Here is a 26519-nt window from a genome sequence, read left to right on the forward strand (position 1 = left end):
GTACTTACTTTTTTTTCTTTTAAATAATTTGTAACAATTTTATAACAAATAATACTGATAATATGAGCAACAAATATTTTCACAACTAATATTTTTTAACGAAATTGCTTTCAATAAATTTATCCAACCTTAAAAACTAAAATATATATGTCTGATGATTTTGATTTATTAGAAACAAACTCTAATGAAAAAACCGAAAAAGTAGATGTCAATTGGGGAAAAGCAATTGATACCATGAAATCTAAACTAGCACAAGAGGACGATCCAGAAAGTCGTCAAAAAATCTTGAATGCGACATTAGATGACGTTGTCGGAATGGCAGAAAAAGATCGTACTACACTTTTAGATGCTATTAAAGATTTAACAGATTACCAAGACGAGGTTGGTATTCTTTTTGAACGTTTTTCATCTTTAAACGAGACAGAACAAAAAGTCATTGACGATGCTCAAAAAGCATTAGAACGTTCTAAAATAGAATTAGAAGATGCACAAAACAAACCAGACACTTGGTGGAATAACCTTTGGGGACGCAAAAGCAAAATTAAAGCTGCCGAAAAAGCTGTAGAAACTGCCGAAAAAGTAAGAGCAGGAGCAGACAACAAAGCAAAAGCTATGTTCCAAGAGCGTATAGAAAGTGCAGATATCCAAACCTTATTAAGTGAACTGTCATACAAATCTCAAGCAGCAGTAACACGTCTTAAAAACCGTGAGGTAGAAATCAAAGAAGTAGAAGATAAGCTACAAGTAGCAATAGTAGAAGCCTCTAAAAACCATACCAAAGCCTTAGAGAAAAAAGCAGAGACAGAAACTAAACTAGAAACACAATACGCTTTACTAAAGCAAGCACGTCAAGCCTTAGAAGAAGTTGCAGATAAACAATCTACAGAATACTCTGAAGCATTATCAAAAGTAACAAAACTAGAGCAAGAAGTAGAAGAGTTAGAAGGACTTAAAAATGCTTACACAACACTAGCAGCATCAAAAGATAGCTTTGTGCACAAGCATAATTTAACAATAAAAGTATTAACATCATTACGTAGTAATCTACAAACACATCGTGCAAAATTAAAGTCAGATACAGAAGAGCGTCTTAAATATTACGACGGTTATGTAGTGGCATTAAAAGCACGTACAGATCAAGAGTTTGCTGCTATTTTAGAGCATTTAGGAGTTAAAACAGATGAGCATATTGGAGAGACCTTAGCATCAATGCATACCGCAAGTGCAAAAGCACGTCAAGAGATGATGGACAACATTCCAGTACACGAAAAAGTTATGCAAGGTGTATACCGTAGTTATGCAGAAGCGTTACAGGAAATCAGAGCTAAAGATGTAGATATCCAAAAGAATTTTGCAGACCGTTATGGTATTGACATGAAAGAGATTTTTGAAGAATATTACAACTCTGACAATGCACCTTCAGGAGACGATGCACCAGCAGGAGCACCAAAACCAGAAGCATCAAACGACGATTTGTTATCTTAAAATTATTATAGCGTTTCCTACTTTAGCTTTTAACTAGCTAAAGTAGGTCAGGCTTTACGTTATATCTTTTGCAAAAAAAAAGCAAAAGGATGCCACTACAATCCTTAACGCGCTTACTCAAAGACTTACTCAGACTATTTAAACCTTAGTTTTAGTCAATAATTACAATTATTATCAAAAAATAAAATGAGTATAAACCACATTGTCACACCATTAGATTCTGCAATACTAGACAGTAAAGAGCAATATGTTTTTTATCATAAAAAAGTAGATTTTGCACTAAAAGAATTAATAGTTGGCGTACAACAAAACGGGTTATGCACACCACAAGAAGTTGTGTTTTTTAAGCAATATTGTGATCTGTTATTATATTCTATAGAAGCCATGCGTGTCAAGTACATGTATGATGAAGAAGATAACATGAAGGTGGATGTTACTGACTCAGGTTTTCCTAATTATCTAGAATTTAGATACCTTTTTAACGACTTGTCATTACGAGATAATTATTTAAACAAACTTAAAGACGTATCAGAACTTCAAGACGAATTTTTAGATCAATTACTTCGTAAAAAACAACCCGTAAAACGCGATAAATTATACCAAGCAGCATCAATAGTTTATTATACTTCAGTAGAGCAGCAATATATTTTTAACCGTTTTGTACAAGGAAAAATAATAAAAGCACCAGAAAATAGCGAAGCCAAATTTATGACTAGCTGGAGTTTTTATGACGTCTCATTAAACAGACCATTTATCTGCTTTATGTATTTTGATTATGATGGTAATGATCCACTTAAAGAAAAAGATGACATCTATGAGACACTAAAAGCAGTAGCAGATCGTAAAATGAATATGGATACCATGGCTTATGGTATTGATAAACGTTTAAAAAATGTATATCCAAAATATTTTAAGCGTATAGATGTAGGTGCTTTTCATAATGTATTTGCTAAAGATGATAATGATTTAACACATACCATACTAGACGCTATTAGTAAAAAAGAAATTCCGTTAGAAGCTTACGCTTTATCCTTAAAAATACACGAAGTATATACAGGAGGCGAATTTAAAGAAGGTGGATATTTTAAAAAACAAATTCTTCAAAATTGGAGTACACCAATCAAAGAAGGTTTCGTGTTTGCACCACATCGTATTATTCAATTATTATACAACAAAAACCCAGAAATTATGAATAAGTTGGCAAAACCACCTTTTCAAGTTTCAGATTTAAAAATCAAATAAATAGACTAAACAGTTTAAGTTTTTAGTATTAAAATTATTAACTGTTAACAGAAAACCCAAAACATGGAACACAATTCAACTTTCCCTATAAAAAAATCAGAATTAGACGTTTTACGTGACGAAGCTTCATCATATTTAAAAAGTATAAGTTGGGAGCAAGGTGGACGTGCTAAAAACAAAGATAAAGAAGCAAAAGACGAGTCTATTTTATTGTACTTATCTAAAGCCAATAATGGGTCTTCAACGTCAATAACTTCGGTTTCTAAAACCATTTTAGCATTAAAAAAACGATTATTACCAGATTCGGTAGCCATACCAATTCTTTTAAATCAAACATTATATGCTGTTCAAGAAGGTTTAACCTTAGGGATTTGGATTAAAGATAGTTATTATGATGCCTCAGGTTTATCTAGTTTAAGCGAGCGTAAATCGACATTTGATACTGATGGTAAACGTGAATATGAAAGTAAAATGCAAACCGCAAGTGCTTTTATGTTATTTGCTTCAGCGTATAAAATTTTACATTTATTAAAACCTCATGCTTCAGACGATTTAAGTGTAATGAAGCAAAAATTTGCAGGTATACCAGAATTGTCATTACTATCACCATTAAAAGCTATATCTTGTGCGTTGTTTTATTATGATAAATATTTAGCACATCCTGATATTGTTAAGTCAGATAAAGATGTTGCTGATTTTACAGTAGTGTTTTTTGAAGCTTTAATAGACGAGATTAACTTACGTAAAAGTAGCCTAGATTTTACAGAAACAATTGTTGATAGAACTTATAAATTAGAAAATAGCGATTTTGCTATTTCTGGTTGGGAAAACACATTTCAAGGCACAGCAAAAAGTATTGAATTTAATAAAATTAAATTTGAACAAATTGTTGGTAACAGAGATGCAAAACACTTTTCTAGACGTTTAACAGAGCGTATGTTAAGCTATGATTTTGAAGCAAAGAAAAATCCTTTTCAAGAGCTTGGTGGATTTATGCCAGTTTTTATGGGTTACGGTATTCCTGGTACAGGAAAAAGTATGTTAATTGCTGCAATAGCAACACGTTTAAAAGAGCATTGTGATAATTTGGATATACCGTTTTTATTTCACCCAATGCCTGACACTTTAATTAGTACTTTTCAAGGTGGATCTGCTGAGAAAATGGTAGATTGGATGAAACCAATGCAAGATCCTACAAAATTAATTTTTGCACCTATTGATGATGCTGAAAACAATCTACAAGAGCGTACAGCTCAAGGTGTGTCTGCAGGTGTAAAGGAAGTTATTGGTGTATTTTTAAGATATACAGAAGGTGCTTATGCGGTAAATTACGGTAATAGCTCGATTGGTTTATTTACTAACCTTCCAGAAATGTTAGATAAAGCAGTTATTTCTCGTGTTCAAGGTCGTTTTAAAATTGATGGAGCAAGAACAGAGCATGATTTTTTAGACCAAGATCATTTATGGTGGAGTAAGTTAGATAAGACTATGCCAGACTTTGTTAATATGCAAGGTCCTGCAGATTATAAATATTTACAAGATCAAGGTTTAGCAACTAATATGGGAGAAATCTTAAAAGTATCTGAAAAACCTACAGAGTTACGTGTGTTAGAAGCGTATGACAAAGCCGAAAAACAACATAAAGCTACAGATCATTTATTTTACGCAACTTTATATAAAGAGATTCAAAAAATATTTCCGTTTTTCTCTTCTCGTGATGTTCGTAACATACAAAGTGCAGTATCATTACGATTAACAGATTTTGATTTAGAACAAAGCTGGTTTGATAATCCAGAAACATATTTCAAAAAAGATTACCAAACTAAATTTAACATGTTACAAGAGTTAATGAAGTCTAACATGAAAGGATTAAACTTTTCTGAAATTAGAAGACAAGAAGTAGTGCGTTATTTAGATAATGTAGCCACCATTGCAGACACTGATTTTAAACGTAAAGTAGATGCTAGAATAAACCAATTAAATATTGAGACTAAAGCTAGAGAGCAGTTTGGTGCATAGTTTTAAGTTTTAATACATTAAAGTCAAGTTTTATATATGAATAACAACCGAATTAAAAATCTTAAAATCAATTTACTTTCTGACCATTGGTATACTTTAAACAAGTTAACTTATGATTATTTACAAAGTAATGGTCAATGGACAGAGGTTGTTAGAGAATGTTATGATAAAGGTGATGGAGCTGTTATTTTATTGTTTAATAAAACAAAAAAAACAGTAGTGTTAACCAAACAGTTTCGTATACCCACTTTTGTTAACGGTAATGAAGATGGTTTTTTAATAGAAGCTTGTGCTGGACTTTTGGATAATGATTTACCTGAGGATTGTATTAAAAAAGAAGTAAAAGAAGAAACAGGTTATAAAATTGAACACGTAGAAAAAGTAATGGAAGCGTATTCTGCACCTGGAGCTGTAACAGAAATTTTACATTATTTTATTGCAGAATACACAGGTGATATGAAAATTAATGAAGGAGGTGGAGCAGTCAATGAAACTGAAGATATCGAGGTTTTAGAAATGTCTTTTGAATCTGCAGTAAATATGATAAATACAGGCGAAATTAAAGATATAAAAACCATTTGTTTGTTGCAGTATGCACAGATAAATAACATATTTATTAATAGCTAGTATAAACTTATGAGCAATAAAACAACTGGTAGTAAATTATCACAATTTGGATTACAAGATTATTTGTCAATTGGTTATTTGTTTTTGTTAATTTTAGGTGTTGTATATGAGACTATTTATTATAAGTTTTTAGGGATTAATATTTTAGAATATTCGTCCGTTTTAGATGTGTTAATTAGTCCCATAGCTGTAATGACAGGAAATTTAATTTTAGGACTGGCAGTTGTGTTTAGTATAATTATGGCTTATGTAATGGTTAAAATTACACCTAAATATTATAAATGGTTAAGCAAAAAGACTAAATATCAATCAGGAAAAAATAAAATTAAGCTAGAAAAAGCACAAGCTAAAATAAATGCTAAAGACGCTGTTATAACCATGATTGCTTTTTATGTCTTTTCAGTTTTTATAGGATTAGGTATAGGTAGTGGTTATAAAACCAACAAACGAGTAGAAACTAACGATTATAATATAAGTCATAAATTAACCTTTGATAATGGTTTAACTCAAGATATTAAAATGCTAGGTAAAAATAGTTTGTATGTATTTTATGTTCTTAAAGATGATAAAGAAGTAATTATAGCACCTATTGAAGGTAATATAAAAATGATTAAAAAATTGAAGAAAGAAAATAATTAGGTGTAATGCAAAAACTTAAACTAGCAAATCTTTACAGAAGCGAACTTATCCCTATTAGTGGTAAACTGGTAGACCGTTATAATCAATGTCTTCAAAAGTTAGGATTCTCACCAACCAAACTAACAAAGTTTTCAATTGATGGTATTGGTTATAGCCCAGAAATAGCTGAAGAAAAAGGGTCAACAATGTATTTAAATAATGGAGAGGCTAATCCACACGCTATAATTATTTCACCATTACAAAAAGGTAAACCTGTGTACTCACCATTTCATAGTTTTGACAGAGAAATGATGAAACAAGTGTTTCAAGTACATGGTCAAAAAATAAATGACATAACCAGGGATTCAGCTATATGTATTGATTTTGATCAAGATATTGATGCGTTTTACGAGCCTCTTGATGTTTTAAAATATAACAAGGTTTATATTAAATTTCATTTAGTTAATAACCTAGATAAAATACAAAAAGAACAACAACAGTTAATAGATACTTTTAGACATGGTAATAATTTTATTGATGAAGAATTACATGCTAAAATTTTAGCTTCGGCTAAAAAATATGGTGATTTACGTGGTCGTGATTTAAGCTTACATAGTCTTCAATATCAAACAGACTCATTTTACACCAAAGCATTTGGAGGTGTTTATATGTTAAGAGATTTTATAACACCAATTGCAGTTTTTGAAGATAAAAAATGGTACAAAGAAGCCATAAAAGATACCATACAAGACGTAACTATATTTCATATTCAACAACCCGAATTAATGGATAAGTTACGCGATCATGTTATTATTGAGCATGATTTGGAAGAAGCCCTAAATACAGACCGTTATCAGCGCATTAAAAAAATGGAATTTGCAATGGCTTTAAAAGATACACAGCATCCATTACGTGATATTTTAAGTGATCCTGTGTTATTTAAAAGTTATTTAAATAAACTGGATATTACAACGCGTAAACGTGTTATGGGTGTCGAACTGTATTTGGACAAACTAGAAGTAAGTAACCAATATAAAATAGCAGACGTGGTAGATGCTAATTTATTTAACGCATTGCATATTCCGCATAGTTCTTTAACAGCAAGGCATCAAGATCTAATTTGGAAGCTTTTAATAAATGTATCACCTAGAGATGTATTGTTTTTATATTGGTATGATAAAGAAGAGTTTTATAGACAATATAATACATGGGATGACTCATTTAAAGACTGGGTGATTGAAACTATTAGTAACAATATTTAAAAATTATAGACTAATTTAGTAGAGGCTATATAAGTAGCTATTATTACTAATCAAAAATAAAACTATGGGTTTAGAAATTATTATATTTTTTGGAGCAATCCTTTTTGGGATTTTCTTGTATTGGACAGAGTCTAAAAGTAATAAGTTATATCGTACTTTTAATAAAATTTTTAATAGCAAAGCATTGCAAATGAAATCTACTGACACGAAAGGTTTTATTTATAAACAAGATGTTTTGCCAAGAGTTTTAACGGTAGCTATTTTATTTTTAGTTCTAGCTTTAATCATTCAGTTTTTAACACCAATAGCTATTTTTGGTAGTTATTATGGTATTTCCTCTTTAGCATCAGCTATTTTTGGAACCTTAATTGGTACGTATGTTGCTAATTTTGTTATTAAATCTGGAGAAGTTTTAGAAGAACAAACAGATAGTCTTGAAGACGTTGTTAAAGATGGCTTAAATAAAGGAAAAGAATTTTTAGAAGACCTTAAAACTCAAGACACAAAAGTTGTACAGGAAGCTAAAAAAGAAATTAAAGAGACACCAAAAGCACCAGAAAAAAGCGCAAGAGAGCGTTTAAAAGACAAAGGATTAATGTAATTTGATTATTAATCAAAACCATCACGATCTAAATGCAAGTTTTCAGCTTAAAGCTGAAAATACTTTAACTAATAAATTATTCGGTTGTAATTATAAATTGTCAACCTAAATATAAAATATATGATTAAAAATTATTGGAATCAAGGCGGAAAACAAAAAACAATAGTTATCATTTTAGGTCTAATTGTATTTGGTTTGTTATTCTTTTTAAGGGATGATTATCAACCATTATTACTATTTTTCCGTAAGTATATTTTTGTAATTTTAATAAGTGCAATTGTTCTGTTTTTTGGATTGCGTAAATTTCGTAACTCTGCTTCAACAGGAACTAGATTAGGTGTTTTAGGATTACTTTTAGCCTTTTTTGGTTTGTTATATGCTGCTGGTTGGCATTTTCAGTTGTATGATTACATGCGTACATACAATGTATTTAATGACTTAAATAAAATTGAAGTTGATGAGTTACCATTAACGCAAAACGAACGTATCCAACCTTTACGTAACATTTTTTCTATGGCTAATGAAAGTGTAGGAGAAACCAAAGATGTATCCTTACCTCATTTAGTACGTATTGATGATCAAAATAAATGGACTATGGCTATTCAACCAACCGAAAAATACGTTTGGCAAGGGATAAGCGATAATACAGAAGAAGTTTTTTCGGTATCAAGTACAACACCTTTTCCTAGATTTTCTAACGAAAACCGAATATCAGCAACCTTCTCTATTGGTGAATCATTAAAATTTAGCCGAAACACATACAATGCAGTTGTGCAACGTTTTAATCCTTGGATGTTATTTAATTACGAGCCAAGTGATACTTTTTACATGAAAAACGATTCTGGTCAATGGGTTGAAGTTGTAAGTTTAATTAAATGGAAAGGTTTTTTCTTTCCTTATCCAACTTTTGGAGGTGTTATGGTAATAGATAATGGTGCACACGATTTTAACGATTATATAGAGCGTGTAACCATCGGTAAAGGGACTTTTATAGCGCCTGACCAAATGAAAAATCATCCTTATTTGACGCGTCAAAATACTTTATCAGAAAAAGTATCTCGTTTGCAAGCCGAATCTTTAAAGTTTTTAGGTGGTTTTAGCGATCCATTACCTTGGAATATGGAAACTGCAGTAAAAATTCCAAACCTTCCTGATGATCAAAACCAGCAACCATTTGTTACAGATTTTGACTTTTCAGATTCAAAGTCAGATGCCTATAGTGGTCTATACCATTGGTTTGGATTAGAACCAGTAGGAGAGGAGCGTACCAGTTTAACGTTTAGTGTTTTTGTACCTGCTGATGGAACAAATAGACTATATTATTATGATCATGCATCAAAAAAACAAGGGTATGCAGGTGTATCTGCAATGCCTTTAAAAGTTATTGAATCTAGAAAAGAATACGATTGGTCAGTAAATAAACCAGTAGAATTTAGACCATATATAAAAAATATTGCAGGTCGCAAACGTATGTTTTTTCTAGGCACAATTTCATCTATAAAAGAAGAAGGTTCACAATTTGATGGAAGTGCAACTCCAGATTTAGCTTTAATAGATAGCGAATACAGAGATGTAGTTTGGATTGATGCTAAACACCCAAGTCAATGGGAAAAATCTGTTTACGACCAATTAAACGAAGCTTGGAGATCTAGTGAAGGTATAGAAGAGTTTTATTTTGACGAAGACAAAGCAACCGAAGCTATTGTTAAAGATTTAAATGATCAATATATGGCTATTGATAGTACAACAACATTGCCTAATGCTACTAAAACCGAATCTTTAGAGGTATTACAACGTAAATATGATTCTATTTTAAAAGAAAAAGAAGCTAGTAAAATTGAAAGTCTAAAGCGTAAAATAGACTCGTTAGAAGGTCTTTAATTTAAACGTTTAAATCGTATTCCATTTTAATGTCTGCACGTTGGTAAGGTGAGTCCGCTTCAAGCACAACCTCTTCAAAACCAAATTTGCGATATAAATAAATAGCGTTTTCCAGTTTTGTACTAGAATATAATAGTAATTTTTTAAAGTTTTGTTGTTTTGCAAAAGCAATACAATGGGTTAGTAGTTGTTGACCTATTTTAAATCCTCTATAGTCAGGAGCAACACTCATTTTTGTAAGTTCAAAACCAGGCTCATTTTTTAAAGGCATAAAAGCATAAGTTCCAATAATGTTATGGTTTAATAAACCAAAAAATATAAAACCACCTTTATCAATAATATATTTTTGAGGTTGACTTAATACAGCTCTATCATAATCCTCAATTATAAAATAACGCTCTAACCATTCTATGTTTAAATCGTAAAATTGTTGAGATAATTTTGGGTCAAAAGGAATGATTTTAATTGTGCTATTAATCATTTTTAATTTAAAATTTTAATAGAAAAAAACAATAATGCTATTGAAATAACAGAAATAAAAAAGGTCAAATTAAATATAGATTTATCAGCTACATTTTTTCTTACCAAATCCACAATCATCCACAATGGAATACCAATGCAAAGTATTAACAATGGTATTGCCATAACTTGAGATAAGCTGTTAAACCAGTTAATAGTAACTTGATTTATATGTAAAAATAAAGGCGTTATAATTAGTGCAAATACAATAACCGTAAGTGCTAATCTTAAATATTCTAATTGTAATTTAGTCATTTTTTTTGTCGTTTGAGCGTATAAAGTCCGTAATTAAATAGCTAATTAATTTACCTATTTGCGGTCCATTTTTCTTTTTGCCTACAGCTTCGCAAATATGTAAATAATTGGCGTTACTATGTGAAGCAAAATGATGTAAAAATTGCCTTGTTTTTTCAACCGAAAAACCACTTGGTGTTTGTGCACTACTACTAATATTTAAAATAGCATCACAATCAATTTCTATCCCAAAATTAGTTTTTCCAACGTGTTTTGTAGCTTGTTTAAGCGCTTTTTTAAATTTTAACTCTTGTCGTACAGCAATAGCTTCGTAAGTGTTATAATCTAAATGTTTATTGTTATTAAATTGACTAAGTATAGATGCTGACGTATAGTTTTCGTGTAACCCAAAAGCATAATATCGTTTTAAAAAACTTTCAGCGTAAGCGTAACTAAAGCCATTACCACTGTGTCTGCCTTCTAAAGCTCTAAAATCTGTATGTGCATCAAGGTTAATACTATTTATTGGTCGCTTTAAAGCCAAGCTAGTCCCTTTAATCATACCATAAGCGTTATTGTGTCCTCCACCAATAGCTATTGGTATTTTACCAGCATTAACAATGGTTGAAACCAAATCAACCACATGTTTATCTATTTGAGCTACTAATTTTCTAGCTCTAATGATTTGCTTTGGATTGTCTTGTTTTAATTTGGTAACTTCTTTTTGTTCTTCCGTAAAATCTAAATGACCTAAAACTAATACTTTACTAGCCTCATTAAAAACATTGTTTTGTGTGTTTAACAAAATTTTAATTACATGCTTCCAGGTGTTGCAAGCTCCTGATTTTCCGTGGTTTGCAAAAACGCCAACATCTTCAGGTAATCCAAATAAAACATACTTAACGTCTAAACTTTTAAGTGTGTCGTATATATTGGAAACACTAGTTAATTTAATGGTTTGTTGACCAAATTTAGTTTCGCCAGAACGCGCATTAATTAAGTGGTCTGAAAAGGAATTATTAAATAAAATTAACTTATTCATTTACTTTTTATGTAGATTTGAAAAAATAAAATTACGTTTTTATTATTACAATAATAATAAGATTTTAAAATTAATGTTTAACTCATAAATTAAAAGATTATGGCAAATAACACAGCAAGTACAGGTTTAAAAGTAGCCTTAGGAATCGCTTTAGCATTATTTATTGGTACAGGAATTTACACTTCTACTTTGTACAAAGAAAAAAAACAAAATGAGGAGCAGTTAACACAAGAAAAAAACGATGTGTTAACAGACTTGAACACAATGGCAGCAAAATATGACGTTGCTTTAAGTGAAACTCAAGTAACAAACCAAAATTTAGTAGAAGCTAGAGATCGTATTCAAGATTTAATAGATTCTTTAAAAGTTTCTGAAACTAACGTAAGAAATTTAGGTCGTTATTACAATAAATATAATGCACTTAAAACTGAAATGGATGCGCTTTTAACTGAAAATGATAGATTAAAAGTTGAAAACATGCAGTTAGCTACAACATTAGATAGTACTAATGTTAGATATGAAGAAAGCAGAATGTTTAATGACTCTTTACTTATTCAAAATACTGCTTTAGCAGATGTTGTTGAAAGAGCTGCAGTACTTAATGCTGTTAACTTAAAAGGTTTTGGAGTTATACAACGTAATAATGGTAAGTTAATACCTACTGAAAGAGCGAAACGTAGTGATAAAATTAGAGTATGTTTTACTGTTACTAAAAATAGATTAGTACAATCTGGCGATAAAGAATTTTATGTTCAAGTTATTGATCCTACTAGTAATATTTTAGGAGCTGATGAGCAAGTTAAATTTGGAGAACAAGTCCTAAATTATAGTCTTATTAGTAAGTTTAATTATGAGAATGATAACCTAGATATTTGTGAGTTTATAGATGCTAAAGAAGATGAAAAATTCCCTGATGGACTTTACCAAATTAATGTCTTTAATGCAAATGAGTTGATATCAAGTACGGAATTCACCCTTAAATAGTAACTTGATTAATATTATTAAATAATCCATTAAAACCTGAAAGTGTTAAGCTTTCAGGTTTTTTTATACTCTATAGATTACTTTAGAAGACAATTATAATTTCTATTTCCATCTAAATAGTTTAAATAATAGTGCCATTAATAATAACTTGATCTATATGGTTATCTCCAAAAGCATAAGGTAAATAGTTATATCCTGAAATAGGTTTAGTTATAATAATGTTTGCTTTTTTGCCTTTAGTAATACTTCCGTATTGCTTAGATATCCCCATTGCATAAGCACCATTTAATGTTGCTGCATTTATAGCTTCTTCAGGTGTTAATTTCATTTTAATACAAGCAGTACTTACAACAAAATTCATATTTCCAGAAGGCGTAGAGCCAGGATTATAATCTGTAGCTAAAGCTAGAGGTAAACCAGCGTCAATAAGTTGTCTTCCTGGTGTATATGGAATACTTAAAAAATAGGAACAAGAAGGTAAAGCTACTGGCATTGTATTGCTATCTTTTAAAGCTTTTATGTCTTCAGTGTTTAATTCTTCTAAATGATCTACACTAATAGCTCCATATTTTACAGCTAATGCAACACCACCAAAAGCGTTAAATTGATTAACATGTATTTTAGGAATTAAATTATATTTTAAACCAGCTTCTAATATTTGTGCAGTATCGTTTAAATCAAAATACCCTTTTTCGCAAAAGATATCAATATATTGTGCTAAGTTTTCTTTTGCTATTTGTGGTAGCATATCATTAATAATTTGATCTAAATAACCTTGTTTATTTGTTTTAAATTCAAGAGGTAATGCATGAGCACCTAAAAAAGTAGCTTTTACTTTTACAGGAAAATCTTTTTTTATCCTCTTAATTACTCGTAACATTTTAAGTTCTGCATCTGGTGTTAAGCCATAACCAGATTTAATCTCAATAGCTCCTGTGCCTAAATGCATTACATCTTTAACACGTTGTATAGATTGGTTATATAAATCATCTTCAGTTGTGTTTTGAAGGGTTTTGGCACTATTGACAATACCACCACCACGATTTGCAATATCTTCATAACTTAAACCGTTAATACGATCTACAAATTCTTGAGATCTATCTCCAGCATAAACTATATGAGTATGTGAGTCACACCAAGTTGGTAATACCACTTTATTTGTAGCATCAATCGTTTTATCGGCTTTTATGCTGCTTACGTCTATCATAGATCCAAAATCTACAATTGTATCATCTTCAATTAATAAGTAGGCGTTAGTTATGCATGGTAATTCTTTCATTTGACTTCCAGAAACTTTTAAAGTATTTTCGTCTCTAACCTGTAGTAATTCCTTGATGTTTTTTATTAAAATTGTCATGTAAAGTGATTCTGTTTTATTTTTAAATATAGATAAATAACATAGTATTGAACGATTTTAGTTAGTTTACTTATTGTTGCTCTTTATTTGCGATACATCGAAAAGATACATCTTAAATAAATAAAAGGTATACATTTATCTGTGTGTAAATTAAAATTATGGTAGCAGAAAAGCAAACATCTTATGAAGATATATATGCTTATATGTGTTCTTTTTATAAAATGTCTATCCAATCGTTTGATTTGATTTTTAATTGTTCAGTGGCTAAAGCATTACCTGCTGGCACTATATTAGATAATTCAGGAGATATACCTGACAAAATTTATTTAATAGTTAAAGGGGTTATGCGTTCTTATGTTAGATTAGAAAGTGGTAAGGAGGTAACAAAGTCTTTATTTACACCAATGACAATAATAGCGTCTTTTGAGGCATTATTAAATAAGACACCTTCTGAAAGCACTTATGAATGTCTGACTGATAGCGAAATCTATGTGTTGGATTTTACTAAATTTAAAGAATTATATAAGTCTAATACTGAAATATTGGGTTTTTATGCTAAATTTTTAGAAGCTTTAGTCTGTGAGAAAGATAAAAAGTATATTGAAGTATTAACAATGAACGCTACTGAACGTTATTTAAATCTAAGAAAAATAATTCCTAATATCGATAACTTAATTCCTCAGTATCAAATCGCTAAATTTTTGAGTATTACTCCTGTTCAATTAAGTAGAGTAAGAGGTAAACTTTAGTTTTATTAACATATGTTAATGTGTGTTATTTAGAATTGTTATAAATTTGAGTGGTTATTTATCCATCCCTATTATTTTTTTATTTAATAACTAACTAAACTAAAAAACCGATAAAGCTTACTTATCGGTTTTTTAAATTTATAAAAGGTTATAAGTGCTTACTTTAAGCTTCCTACCATCTCTTCAGGTTTTACCCATTCGTCATATTCTTCAGCAGTTACATAACCTAAATTAACAGCTTCAACTTTTAGAGTTGTTCCGTTTTTATGAGCAGTATTAGCTATTTCTGCTGCTTTATAGTATCCTATTTTAGTATTTAATGCTGTAACTAGCATTAATGAGTTGTTTAAAAGTTCTTTAATTACTTCGTGATTTGGTTCTATACCTGCAGCACAATTAACATCAAAACTTACACAAGCATCACCAATTAACTGCGCAGATTGTAAGATGTTTGCAGCCATCATTGGTTTAAAGACGTTAAGCTCGTAATGTCCTTGTGTACCACCAACGCTTATAGCAACATCGTTACCCATAACCTGAGCACAAACCATTGTTAATGCTTCACATTGTGTAGGGTTAACTTTTCCTGGCATAATTGAACTTCCTGGCTCATTAGCAGGAATGATGATTTCTCCAATACCTGATCTTGGTCCAGAAGCCATCATACGTATATCATTAGCAATTTTGTTTAAAGAGACAGCTAATTGTTTTAAAGCACCATGACTTTCAACAATAGCATCGTGTGCAGCTAAAGCTTCAAATTTATTAGGAGCTGTAATAAATGGTTGTCCTGTAAATTCAGCTATATATTCTGCAACACGTTTAGAATATCCTTTTGGAGTATTTAGACCTGTACCAACAGCAGTTCCACCTAAAGCTATTTCGCTTAAATGTGGTAGAGTGTTTTCTAAGGCTTTAAGTCCATGCTCTAACTGAGAAACATATCCAGAAAACTCTTGTCCTAAAGTTAATGGTGTAGCATCCATTAAATGTGTACGACCAATTTTTACTACATTTTTAAAAGTTTCAGATTTTTTCTTTAAAGTATCACGTAATTGCTTAACACCAGGAATAGTGTTTTTTACAATTTTTGTGTAAGCAGCAATGTGCATTCCTGTTGGAAAAGTATCGTTTGATGATTGTGATTTATTTACATCATCATTAGGTTGTATTGTTTTATCACCTTCACCAATAGTTTTTCCAGCTAATTGGTGTGCTCTGTTAGCAATAACCTCATTTACATTCATGTTAGACTGAGTTCCTGAACCTGTTTGCCAGATTACTAACGGAAACTGATCATCATGTTCTCCATTTAAGATTTCATCACAAACTGTTGCAATTAAATCTCTTTTTTCAATAGGTAAAACTCCAAGTTCACAGTTGGTATAAGCAGCAGCTTTTTTTAGGTAAGCAAATCCGTAAACCACTTCAAGTGGCATTGATGCAACGTTTCCTATTTTAAAATTATTTCTAGAACGTTCCGTTTGTGCTCCCCAAAGCTTGTCAGCAGGCACTTTAACTTCGCCCATGGTGTCTTTTTCTATTCTATATTCCATCTTGATAATTGATTAAATTATGATTGTAAAATTACAAAATTTTGTGGTTTTAAATTAACACATTTCTACAATAAAAATTAAAAATTAAAGAATATTATTAGTTATTAGTTTCTGCTCAAAAAAAGCTCATTAATTATCGTTAATTCATTTTTAAAAAGATTAAGATATAATAAAAATCAGTTATCTTTATACTCTAAAATGAAGCTATTTTTACAATACTAATGTTTGTATCAAATTCTGTTAAAAATATAAAATATTACCTTATAGCATTAGTGATTTTAATTATTGGTGCTGTATTGTTGAATAGATTATTAAGTGAAAACAATCAACTAGAACAACAAAAAATTGAAGCTGAATTAAAAAAAGCTCATACAGAGGCTATTAATAATGCTAAATCCGGAATACAGGTGTATGCTACTTTAGTCTCTTCAATAAAAAGTTACACTAAAAATTCAGAAACGTTTCCTTCTGAAAAAAATCTTCAAATATATTTAAAAGATTTATTAGGAAACGTAAAGTTTGATGATTCCATACTAGTGAATTATATTGACAAAGACCACGTATTTAAATACGTTGTTACTCCTAATCAAATAGATCCTCAAAAACTAAAAGGAACATCTGGAAAATCTTTTTTATCTCCTGAAAGAACGATTGAGCTAGAGCAACACATGTTGGATGATAAGATTAGATTGTTTACTCCAATTAATTTGCGTGAAGGTTGGACAGGTTTCCCATTTAACTTTTCAGCTAGAAATAATAAAAATGAAATATTAGGTTATTTTTCTCCAGTAATTAATGTCAAGTATCTATTAGATTTTTTTTACACTCATAATCAAGAAAAAATATTTCTTCATAAATTTATAATTAAAGATAGTTTTGATCTTACACGAGAAGGTTATTATAACGACACTAAAATTTATTCTGAAGTTAAAGATGAAGAATATTATAAAAACTATAACATTAATGATTCAGATTATATTTATTCTTCAATCGATTTATTTGGTCTAGAACTTAAAGTCGGTAGTGCCTTTAAAATAAAACCACAAACTAGTATTAAAAATAATTGCTTAGCTTTTGGTTGGTATGCCATATTATCTATTTTAGTACTATTATCTTTGAGTCAATATTTAAAAAATAGACGTTTAAATCAAACTTTAAAGGAGGTTAACAATTTGGTTGTTCAAAAAAATGATGAATTAGAAATTAATTTAAGCAAAATTCAAACCTTAATTAAAGAGATACATCATCGTATAAAAAATAACATGCAAATGGTTGCAGGTATCTTATTAATGCAAGAAAATGAATATGAAGATGAAAACATTAAACAAGCATTAAAAGACAGTCAAAATAGAATACGCTCTATGTCTTTGGTACATGAAAAACTATATGGAAATGTAACTTTAGAAGATGTCAAAACCAAAGAATACGTTGAGCAATTATTAGAATATGTTGAAGATACGGTAAAAAATAAATCAATGTATTTAGTTAAAGAAATAAATATTGATGAAGGTTTGTTTTTTGATGCAGAAACAGCGTCAGACCTTGGTTTAATTTTAAATGAATTAGTAACAAACTCGTTTAAATACAGCTTTAAAAATAATGTCAAAAATAAATTAAGTATCACAATTATTGATAATAGACCTAATTTTAAATTAATCTATAAAGATTATGGAGAAGGTTTATCAGATGATTTTAATTATAAAACCTCAGACTCATTAGGGATGGAATTAATTAATATTTTAACTGAACAATTACAAGGTAAGTTAGAATATAAAAAGTTACCTGAAAGCACTTTTATAATTAATTTTAAACCTCATGAAAAAAGTTTTCATAGTTAATAGTTATAAAATTTATTAATAATACCATTAATAAATTTTTACTTTATATTGTATTAAAAATAAGATTACTTTATATTTGCAATAATAATAAACACGAAACTAAACACAGTATGTTCGAATTTGACCAATATTTAGGCTTTTTAGCATTTTTAACTATCTTAACCATAGGATTTTGGTTAATGATATTTTTAATAACATTTGTAGTTCCTTATTGGATTGGAGGAAGTTTAATTGAGCGTTTAAACGAGATAAAAGAAGAAAAAAAAGCTAAGCGTAATGCTTAGTTTATAATATATAAATAGTTTTATTTAGTTTAAACTCAATAAAATTCAATTTTAAAAAAAAGGAAATCAATTTTGATTTCCTTTTTTTTATGATCTATATTTAAAATAACAGGACTTTGGATATAAAAAAAGCTGCTAGAATTTCTAGCAGCTTTTTATTATGGTATTAATATATTATCCCTCAAATTCATCACCACCACCATCACCATAGTTTCCACGTTGAGTACGCTTCTTTTTCTGGTTAAATCTGTATGTAAATGAAAGATTAAAACTACGTTCTCTCCATTGAAATTCGCTTTCACTAATATAAGTTGGAGTAGTAGTAGTTTGTTGTCTTTTACGGCTATTAAATAAGTCACTAACATTAAATGCTAATGAAGCTCTTTCGTTAAATAAGTCTTTACTAAATGCCATAGATGTTGTGAAAATACCTTCATTATCGTTTTGAGCATCTTGACTTGGACCTCTGTAAAATAAATTTGTTTGCCAATCTATACTAGCAGGTAAAGTAAATTTATTACTTAATCTAGCAAACCAACTTGTGTTTTTATTATCAAGTGACAATCCATTAGGAGTAGTACCTTCTACTTCAGACTGGAAAAAATTAAAGTTAGTATTTATTCTCCATTTTCTTGATGGGTTATAAGTTAAAGTAAATTCGGCACCAACTCTGTCTTCAGTTGCTAAATTAATAGGAGAACGTTGTATAACGTTAACCTCTTGTCCAGAAATTGTAACGACTTCACCTGTGTCAAAACTTATAAAATTAAAACCATCTGTTGCATGTGAATAGTAAGTAGATGCATTAAATGTAAACTTACCAAAACGTCTTAAATATCCTAAATCAAATTGTCCAGAGTAACTTGGATCTAATTCAGGATTACCTCTAAATACGCTTGTTAAGCTTGAAAAAGAAGGAAAAGGATTGATAAAACGAGAGCGTGGTCTACGTAAACGTCTAGCATAACCTAGCGTTACATTTTCTCTGTCACTAATTTCATAACTTAAATTTACTGTTGGGAATAATCCAGTGTAATTACGTTTACTAAAATTTCCACTTGTTGGTTGATCAATAGTTAATCTTGTGTTTTCTAATCTTAAACCTAAAAGGTATGAAAAGTTACCAATTTTACTACCAAATTGAGAATATACAGCAATTAAATCTTCACCGTAGTTAAATAAGTTAGATTGTGTATTGTCAAGCTCTAAAGTGCCTTCATCATTTACAGATTGCACAATAAAATCTGTAGATTGAGTGTTAAAATTACCTCTAAATCCGGCTTCAAATTGACAGTTTTCTCCGATTGGAAGCACGTAGTCTGTCTGTAGTAAGATACGTTCTTGTTCTTCAAAACTAGAAATATCATTAGATATTACGTTATCTGAAAGAATGATTGAATTTTCATTTTCATTATTTTCTTCATATTGAAAATCAAAAGTCAAAGTATGACCACTATCATTAAAATTCTTATTGAAGTTTAATGAATATTGTATGGTTTTATCATCTTCTAGTTCAGGATCTAGACGAACATTTGTAGAAGTGTTTCCTAAGGCGTCTGTTTGTAAAGTTGTGTTAGTTGTGTTTCTTTCGTTATCACTATCTCTGTATAAGAAAGATGTCGTTAAAGAAGCAGAATCATTAACATACCATTCTACACCAAAATTAGTGTTTAAACCTTTTCTAATACGCTCATAATCTCTAGTTTCTTCAGTATAAGTATCTGGATCATCAGAGACTAAATTTCCGTCGTCATCAAATTCTGTATTTAAATATTGCGTGTAAGCGTATGAATTACCTGGTGATTCTCTGTAACTATAACCAGTAGTATTAAAAATATTAATATTTCCTGTTCTATAGTTTATGTTTCCTGATATTCCTGCTGCAGGATTGTAACCTACGTTTGTGGTTATGGCTCCATTTAAACCTTGTAATTTACTTCTTTTTAGTATAATGTTTAGTATACCAGCTGTACCTTCTGATTCATACCTAGCAGATGGAGAAGTAATAACTTCAACTCTTTCAATAGATTCTGCTGGTAATTGTCTTAAGGCATCTGTAGAACTTAAACCAACCAAACCAGATGGTTTTCCATTAATTAATATGCGTACGTTATCATTACCACGTAAAGCCACAGTACCTTCAACATCAACTGAAACCGATGGGACATTATCTAATACATCACTTACAGTTCCACCACGTACAGTTAAATCTTTACCAACGTTGTATATTTTTTTATCTAATCTTATCTCAACAGTAGTTTTTTCAGCAACAATTTCTATTTCGTCTAATGTTTCAGCATCAATTGCTAAATATTGAGTTGGTAATGTTTGATTAGAGTTTATAGATTTATTATTTAATACTTCGGTTTTAAAGCCAATGTATTCAAAACTTACAGTATAATTACCTGTTTTTACTTCAACTGAATAATTACCATTAGCATCTGTAATGCCTCCAGAAACTTCATTGGGTGTTGTAATACTTTTAAATACTACTGTAGCATACTCTAAAGGTGCGTTTGTGTCTTTTTCAAGAATCTTTCCTTTAATGGTTACTGATTTTTGATTTGCATTTTGCGCAAAAGAAAAATTAGCGCATAGTAGCATTAAGCAAAAGGAAATAATATTTTTAGTCATAGATTTTGGTTTGTCAATATGACTACAAAAGTACTTTAAGGTTTAAGCGTGTTTGGTTAAAGCTTTGTTAAATAAAAAAGCATAAATCATAAAGTGGAGTTCTGTTTTGGTTTGATATTAAAAATGCGTTTAGCAGGTTTGCCAACGACTGCTTTTCCTCCGTTTATTACAATTGGACGTTCTATAATGTCTTGATATTCAATCATTATGTCAATCAAGCTGTCGTCGTTAAATTGTTGACCTTCATCTACAAGAGGTTTAAAGTTTTCAATCCATACTTTATTGTCTTTTCTGATTAGCTCATCTGGTTTAACATTTAACAGATTTATAATTTTAATTAGTTTTGGTTTATCTAGAGGTCTATCTTGGTATTTTATGACTTCATGATCATGTTTTGAGGTTTCTAAAATTTCAAGGCAAGCGTTTGAGTCTGACGACTCAGGGTTGTGATATATTATTATCATTAGTTTAGTGAGGGAGTTTGATTGTGCTGAAATAATCGTTAATAAACTATAATATTGTTTTTATCAGTTCAGTAGGTCTACCAATAACAGCTAAATTTTTATTGGTAACAATAGGTCTTTCAATTAGTTTAGGATGGGCTTGTAAAGCCTCAATAATTTGATTGTCTGTTAGGGTTTTGTTTTTGTAGTTGTCTTTCCAAATGGCTTCGTTTTTTCTAACTAGTTCAATTGGCTTAATATTAAGAGCAGTAATTATCTCTCTAATTTCTTTTATAGATAATGGATTGTCAAGATACTTGATGATTTCAAACTCTTGGTTTGTGTCTTCTAATAACTGTAAACCTTGTCTAGATTTACTGCATCTTGGATTGTGGTAAATTTTTATCATTGCTTAAAGGTTTTCAGTATCAATATCTTGTTGTCCCATCATCATAAGATAGGCTTTCAAAAAGGGTTCTATATTTCCATCTAAAACAGCGTCTACATTACCTGTTTCATGGCTACTTCTAACATCTTTTATTAGCTTGTATGGATGTAAGACATAGTTTCTTATTTGGCTTCCCCATTCAATCTTCATTTTACTAGCTTCAATATCTTCACGTTGTGCTAATTGCTTTTGAAGTTCGATTTCATACAACTGTGATTTTAACATCTGCATTGCTCTAGACCTATTGTCATGTTGAGACCTAGTTTCTGAACACGAAATTTGTATTCCAGAGGGTTTGTGTGTAAGTTGTACTTTAGTTTCAACTTTATTTACATTTTGTCCACCTGCACCACTAGATCTAGCGGTTGTAATTTCGATATCAGCTGGATTAATATCAATTTCTATGGTATCATCCACTAATGGGTAAACGTAAACCGAAGCAAAACTAGTATGACGTTTTGCATTACTATCAAAAGGAGAAATGCGTACTAATCTGTGTACACCATTTTCGCCTTTTAACCAACCAAAAGCAAAATCGCCTTCAATTTCTAACGTTACAGTTTTAATGCCAGCAACATCACCTTCTTGAAAGTTTAACTCTTTAACTTTAAAGCCATTTTTTTCGGCATACATTAAATACATACGCATTAACATATTTGCCCAATCACAACTCTCTGTTCCTCCAGCTCCTGCTGTAATTTGTAAAACAGCACTTAAACTGTCACCTTCTCCAGATAGCATGTTTTTAAACTCTAAATCTTCAATTAAAGTTAATGCTTTATTGTAGCGTTCTTCAACATCAGTTAAAGTTGCTTCGTCTTCTTTGTAAAACTCATAAATAACTTCTAAATCTTCAATGTATGATTTAGAATCTTCGTAATCGTTTATCCATTTTTTTTTCTCTCTTAAGGATTTCATGACTAGTTCTGCAGCTGCAGAGTCATTCCAAAAGTTAGGATCAAACGTTTGCTCTTCTTCATTTTGAATCGCAACTAGCTTATTGTCAATGTCAAAGATATTGCCTTAACGATTTAAGGCGTGTGTTAAGGTTTTTGATGTGTTCTGAAGTTATCATAATTTTAACTTTGAGTGGATAACAAAAATAGAATTATTACTAAGATTTAAAAATATTTAACCACAATTTTAATAATTTTATCAAGATTAAAACAAAAGATATGATTATTGATTTAAGAAGTGATACCGTTACAAAACCTAGTTTAGAAATGATGGAAGCCATGATGACAGCTAAGGTTGGTGATGATGTGTATAAAGAGGACGAAACTATTAATGCTCTAGAAGAAAAAGTAGCCCAACAGTTTGGCAAGTCACACGCTATGTTTTTTCCTAGTGGTACGATGGCTAATCAAACTGCTTTAAAACTACATACTAATCCTGGAGATCAAGTTATATGTGACCAGTATGCTCATATATATAATTATGAAGGTGGAGGAGCCTCATTTAATAGTGGTATTTCTTGTAAATTATTAGATGGTCATAGAGGGATGTTTACTGCTAGTCAAGTTGAAGAAGCTATTAATCCTCCTGAATTTTACCATAGTCCTTTAACGACTTTAGTTGAAATTGAAAATACTACTAATAAAGGAGGAGGAGCATGTTGGGATTTTAATGAAATTTTAAAAATTAAAGACCTTTGTAAAACTCATAATTTAGGGTTTCATTTAGATGGAGCAAGATTATGGAATGCTTTAGTTGCTAAAAATGAAACGACAGTACAATATGGAGCTGCTTTTAATACCATATCTGTTTGTCTTAGTAAAGGATTGGGTTGTCCAATTGGATCTGTACTTGTTGGTGATGAAGCAATCATGAAAAATGCTATAAGAATCAGAAAGATCTTAGGAGGAGGAATGCGTCAAGGTGGATTTTTGGCAGCAGCAGGATTATATGCACTAGAACATAATATTGAAAGGTTAGAAGAGGACCATATAAAAGCCAAACAATTAGGTGATGTTTTACTCAAATCTTCCTTTGTAAAAAAGGTCGAACCTGTTGAAACTAATATTGTAATTTTTCAACTTAATGAAAAATATTCAGAAAATGATTTTTTAGAGGTGCTTTCTGACAAGAATATTAAAATCATTAGTATGGGAAATGGGAAATTAAGATTAGTAACCCATCTTAATTATTCTGATAATCAGCACGATAAAGTCGTTAATGTGCTAGAAAAGTTGTAATTTAGACACAGTGTTTGTTAAAATTAAAAACACTGTTCGCTTTTTTACATGTAGTTAAGCTGAATTTTAACACTGTTGGTCGAAATTTTAACTTAGCATTATGAATAAAAGTGACTATTTGTTTGATAAGTATTTTTTTTGAATGAAATTAGAGAACAGTCGTTATTAGTGTTCGACTAAATATGTTTAATAAATAACCATTTAAATTAACAACAATGAAAAAAGTATTACTAACAATTTTATCTTTTGTAGTCTGCTCAGCAGTTTTTGCACAAGATTTACCAACAAATCCTGAACCAGGGAAATGTTATGTACGTTGTGTAACTCCTGATGTATGGGTTAACCAAGACATTACAGTACAGGTAGCACCAGCTTATAAAAAGTTAAGCGTTGTGCCTGCGCAGTACAGAACAGAAAACGAACAAGTTGTAACTCAATCAGCTGGACAAGAATTATCAGTAGTTCCTGCTAAATATGAAACACAAACTTTTGAAGTTGTTACTCAGGAAGCTTCTCAGAAGTTAGAAAAAGTACCTGGATCTACAGATACTACAACTGAAGAAATGATTATTCAACCATCTTATCAAGAGCTTTCGGTAGTTCCTGCTAAGTATGCTACAGAAAACTTTGAGGTTGTTTCTTCTGAAGGAGGTCAAACTTTATCAGTAGTTCCTGCTAAATTAGGAACAGAAAATTTTGAAGTTGTTGTAAAAGAAGCTGGGCAACGTTTAGAGGTTATTCCTGCAAAATATGAAAACAGAACAGAAACAGTATTAGTTGAAGCTGCTTACACTAAGTTACAGTCTATACCTGCTAAATATGAAACAAGAACAGAAACAGTTGTTGTAAAAGAAGCCTCTCAACGTTTAGAAGTTGTTCCTGCAAAATGGACTACAGAAAACGTAACAGTATTAGTACAACCTGAGTCTTCAAGATTAGAAATTGTTCCAGCTAAATATGGTACAGAAACTTTTGAGGTTGTTGTTAAAGAAGCATCTCAACGTTTAGAAGTTATTCCTGCAAAATGGGGTAATGAAACTTTATCATATAAGAAACAAGAGTTTGGTTCTACTTTATCAGTAGTTCCTGCTAAATTTACTCCTGGTTACGAAGTAATCGAGATTAAGCCTGCAACAGCAAAATGGGGAATGAGTGATACTCCAGCAGCCGACTGTGCATCAAGTGATCCTAACGATTGTAGATACTGGTGTTACAAAAATATTCCTGCTCAAAACATTACAATTAATACAACAGAATTAGCTTCTGATGCTCAAGTAATGACAAAGCCAGGATGTGATCAAGCACCTAACAGTTCTTCTGACTGTGGAATGGGTACATATACAAGACGTGTGGTTTTAACTCCAGCTACAACAAGAGTTATTGATATTCCTGCTGTAACTAAAACAGTTAAAAAAACAGTAATGGTAACACCTCCAACAACAAGAACAATTCCAATACCTGCTGTAAATAAAACAGTTAAAAAAACGGTATTAGTATCTCCAGCTACAACAAGAGTAATTGACATTCCTGCTGTAACTGAACAAGTAACTAGAAGAGTAATGGTAACACCTCCAACAACAAGAACAATTGAAGTTCCTGCTGTAACTAAAGAGGTAACTAGAACTGTAATGGTAACACCTCCAACAACAAGAGTAATTGATATTCCTGCTGTAACAAAAACAATGAAACGTACTATAGTAGTTGACGCTGCTACAACAAGAGTAACTGAAATTCCTGCTGTAACTAAAACAATGAAGCGTACTATAATGGCAACACCTCCTACAACAAGAGCGGTTGATATTCCTTCAAAGTCTACTACATTAAGAAAAACTATCATTACTCCTGAAACTACAAGAGTAGTAACTATACCATCTACATCTACAACAATGAAACGTACTGTAATGGCTACACCTCCAACGACAAGAGTTATTGAAGTACCTCAAAAAACAGCTACTTTAAAGCGTACTGTTTTAGCTAACGATGCTAGAGTAGAAGAGAAAACGGTACCTGCTGTTAATAAAACAGTTACTAAAGAAGTATTACAGAAAAAAGGAGGTTTAACAACTTGGAAAGAAGTGGACTGTAAAATCGTTGAATATAACGACTTAAACATAAACTGGAATTTAGGTTCTGCATCATTAACTGCAGCTGCTAAAGCTGAAATCGATGCTAAATTATTACCAGTATTAGCTGATGGTGTATCAGTAGAGATTGCTTCTCACACAGATTCAAGAGGTTCTAAATCATCTAACAGATCTTTATCAGAAAGAAGAGCTCAAGCGGTAACTAACTACTTAATCTCTAAAGGAATCAATTCTTCAAGAATTGTATCTAATGGATATGGAGAGTCTAGATTAGCAAACAGATGTTCTGATGGTGTTTCTTGTACAGAAAGAGAGCACTTAGCAAACAGACGTACTCAATTTAGAGTTATCAATGCTAACTAATTAGTATATTTACATAAAATAAAAAAAGGAAGCCAATTGGCTTCCTTTTTTTAT

23 protein-coding genes are annotated in these 26519 nt (G+C 30.6%); 14 read left to right on the forward strand and 9 right to left on the reverse strand.

Translation table 11 applies throughout. The features are described from left to right. Positions 1-147: 147 nt before the first annotated feature. The 8 genes from JAO71_RS03330 to JAO71_RS03365 all read left to right on the forward strand — a co-directional run bounded on the left by JAO71_RS03330 (position 148) and on the right by JAO71_RS03365 (position 9735). Entirely contained in the window at positions 148-1485 is a 1338-nt protein-coding gene (locus JAO71_RS03330; protein ID WP_202998834.1) for a coiled-coil domain-containing protein, read from the forward strand. 186 nt (positions 1486-1671) lie between these two features. Next, the gene (locus tag JAO71_RS03335) at positions 1672-2727 is read left to right on the forward strand and encodes a hypothetical protein (RefSeq protein WP_202998836.1); all 1056 of its coding nucleotides are present in this window, start codon (positions 1672-1674) and stop codon (positions 2725-2727) included. A gap of 63 nt (positions 2728-2790) precedes the next feature. Continuing rightward, positions 2791-4746, forward strand: a complete 1956-nt coding sequence (locus tag JAO71_RS03340; protein WP_202998847.1) for an AAA family ATPase — start codon at positions 2791-2793, stop codon at positions 4744-4746. A gap of 36 nt (positions 4747-4782) precedes the next feature. Continuing rightward, on the forward strand, positions 4783-5373 hold the full coding sequence (locus JAO71_RS03345) for an NUDIX domain-containing protein (protein ID WP_202998849.1): 591 nt from the start codon (positions 4783-4785) through the stop codon (positions 5371-5373). Positions 5374-5382: 9 nt separating this feature from the next. After that, positions 5383-6012: a hypothetical protein gene (locus tag JAO71_RS03350; RefSeq protein WP_028290870.1), complete on the forward strand. Its 630-nt coding sequence runs from the start codon at positions 5383-5385 to the stop codon at positions 6010-6012. Positions 6013-6017: 5 nt separating this feature from the next. Then, positions 6018-7253, forward strand: coding sequence for a DUF6638 family protein (locus tag JAO71_RS03355; RefSeq protein WP_028290869.1), 1236 nt, complete (start codon positions 6018-6020; stop codon positions 7251-7253). Positions 7254-7317: 64 nt separating this feature from the next. Next, on the forward strand, positions 7318-7854 hold the full coding sequence (locus JAO71_RS03360) for a hypothetical protein (RefSeq protein WP_116822879.1): 537 nt from the start codon (positions 7318-7320) through the stop codon (positions 7852-7854). Positions 7855-7974: 120 nt separating this feature from the next. Beyond that, on the forward strand, positions 7975-9735 hold the full coding sequence (locus JAO71_RS03365; RefSeq protein ID WP_116822878.1) for a hypothetical protein: 1761 nt from the start codon (positions 7975-7977) through the stop codon (positions 9733-9735). 1 nt (position 9736) lies between these two features. Here JAO71_RS03365 and JAO71_RS03370 read toward each other — a convergent pair whose 3' ends face one another. From JAO71_RS03370 to JAO71_RS03380, 3 genes are read right to left on the reverse strand one after another with little or no spacing between them, the layout of a single operon-like run. Then, positions 9737-10216, reverse strand: coding sequence for a GNAT family N-acetyltransferase (locus JAO71_RS03370; protein ID WP_036600356.1), 480 nt, complete (start codon positions 10214-10216; stop codon positions 9737-9739). A 2-nt stretch (positions 10217-10218) separates the two neighbouring features. Then, the gene (locus JAO71_RS03375) at positions 10219-10509 is read right to left on the reverse strand and encodes a hypothetical protein (RefSeq protein WP_116822877.1); all 291 of its coding nucleotides are present in this window, start codon (positions 10507-10509) and stop codon (positions 10219-10221) included. After that, the gene (locus JAO71_RS03380) at positions 10502-11530 is read right to left on the reverse strand and encodes a formimidoylglutamase (RefSeq protein ID WP_116822876.1); all 1029 of its coding nucleotides are present in this window, start codon (positions 11528-11530) and stop codon (positions 10502-10504) included. Before JAO71_RS03380 ends, JAO71_RS03375 begins: the two co-directional genes overlap by 8 nt. Positions 11531-11629: 99 nt before the next feature. Here JAO71_RS03380 and JAO71_RS03385 point away from each other — a divergent pair, with 99 nt between their 5' ends. After that, the gene (locus tag JAO71_RS03385) at positions 11630-12514 is read left to right on the forward strand and encodes a hypothetical protein (protein ID WP_028290863.1); all 885 of its coding nucleotides are present in this window, start codon (positions 11630-11632) and stop codon (positions 12512-12514) included. A 121-nt stretch (positions 12515-12635) separates the two neighbouring features. Here JAO71_RS03385 and hutI read toward each other — a convergent pair whose 3' ends face one another. After that, positions 12636-13871, reverse strand: a complete 1236-nt coding sequence (gene hutI / locus JAO71_RS03390) for an imidazolonepropionase (protein ID WP_116822875.1) — start codon at positions 13869-13871, stop codon at positions 12636-12638. A gap of 221 nt (positions 13872-14092) precedes the next feature. Between hutI and JAO71_RS03395 the strand changes: the two genes are divergently transcribed. Beyond that, on the forward strand, positions 14093-14620 hold the full coding sequence (locus tag JAO71_RS03395) for a Crp/Fnr family transcriptional regulator (RefSeq protein WP_162874835.1): 528 nt from the start codon (positions 14093-14095) through the stop codon (positions 14618-14620). A 158-nt stretch (positions 14621-14778) separates the two neighbouring features. Here JAO71_RS03395 and fumC read toward each other — a convergent pair whose 3' ends face one another. Then, the gene (fumC, locus tag JAO71_RS03400; protein WP_028290861.1) at positions 14779-16176 is read right to left on the reverse strand and encodes a class II fumarate hydratase; all 1398 of its coding nucleotides are present in this window, start codon (positions 16174-16176) and stop codon (positions 14779-14781) included. A 221-nt stretch (positions 16177-16397) separates the two neighbouring features. Between fumC and JAO71_RS03405 the strand changes: the two genes are divergently transcribed. Both JAO71_RS03405 and JAO71_RS03410 read left to right on the forward strand, forming a co-directional pair. Further along, positions 16398-18014 (forward strand): sensor histidine kinase, encoded by a 1617-nt coding sequence (locus tag JAO71_RS03405; RefSeq protein ID WP_116822873.1) that lies wholly within the window; start codon positions 16398-16400, stop codon positions 18012-18014. Between the two features lie 110 nt (positions 18015-18124). Further along, the gene (locus JAO71_RS03410; protein ID WP_162874834.1) at positions 18125-18298 is read left to right on the forward strand and encodes a hypothetical protein; all 174 of its coding nucleotides are present in this window, start codon (positions 18125-18127) and stop codon (positions 18296-18298) included. Positions 18299-18472: 174 nt separating this feature from the next. On the opposite strand, the gene JAO71_RS03415 is transcribed toward JAO71_RS03410, so the two are convergent. The 4 genes from JAO71_RS03415 to prfB form a co-directional block, all read right to left on the reverse strand. Beyond that, positions 18473-20932, reverse strand: coding sequence for an outer membrane beta-barrel family protein (locus tag JAO71_RS03415; protein WP_202998851.1), 2460 nt, complete (start codon positions 20930-20932; stop codon positions 18473-18475). Between the two features lie 86 nt (positions 20933-21018). Then, on the reverse strand, positions 21019-21396 hold the full coding sequence (locus tag JAO71_RS03420; RefSeq protein WP_028290858.1) for an ArsC/Spx/MgsR family protein: 378 nt from the start codon (positions 21394-21396) through the stop codon (positions 21019-21021). Between the two features lie 46 nt (positions 21397-21442). Continuing rightward, positions 21443-21784 carry an arsenate reductase (glutaredoxin) gene (gene arsC, locus JAO71_RS03425; RefSeq protein WP_054851130.1) on the reverse strand — a complete coding sequence of 114 codons (342 nt, stop codon included), beginning with the start codon at positions 21782-21784 and terminating at the stop codon, positions 21443-21445. Between the two features lie 3 nt (positions 21785-21787). Next, positions 21788-22898, reverse strand: a protein-coding gene (gene prfB, locus JAO71_RS03430; protein WP_202998853.1) for a peptide chain release factor 2 whose coding sequence is annotated in 2 segments (ribosomal slippage) — positions 21788-22834 and positions 22836-22898 — 1110 coding nt in all. Because the reading frame shifts where the segments join, the coding sequence is not laid out codon by codon here. A gap of 100 nt (positions 22899-22998) precedes the next feature. On the opposite strand from prfB, the gene JAO71_RS03435 reads away from it, so the two are divergent. Then, positions 22999-24018, forward strand: a complete 1020-nt coding sequence (locus tag JAO71_RS03435) for a threonine aldolase family protein (protein ID WP_202998855.1) — start codon at positions 22999-23001, stop codon at positions 24016-24018. Between the two features lie 215 nt (positions 24019-24233). Continuing rightward, entirely contained in the window at positions 24234-26465 is a 2232-nt protein-coding gene (locus JAO71_RS03440; protein WP_202998857.1) for an OmpA family protein, read from the forward strand. Positions 26466-26519 lie beyond the last annotated feature (54 nt).

This window comes from Olleya sediminilitoris, from assembly GCF_016785945.1.
Classification (GTDB): Bacteria; Bacteroidota; Bacteroidia; order Flavobacteriales; family Flavobacteriaceae; genus Olleya; species Olleya sediminilitoris.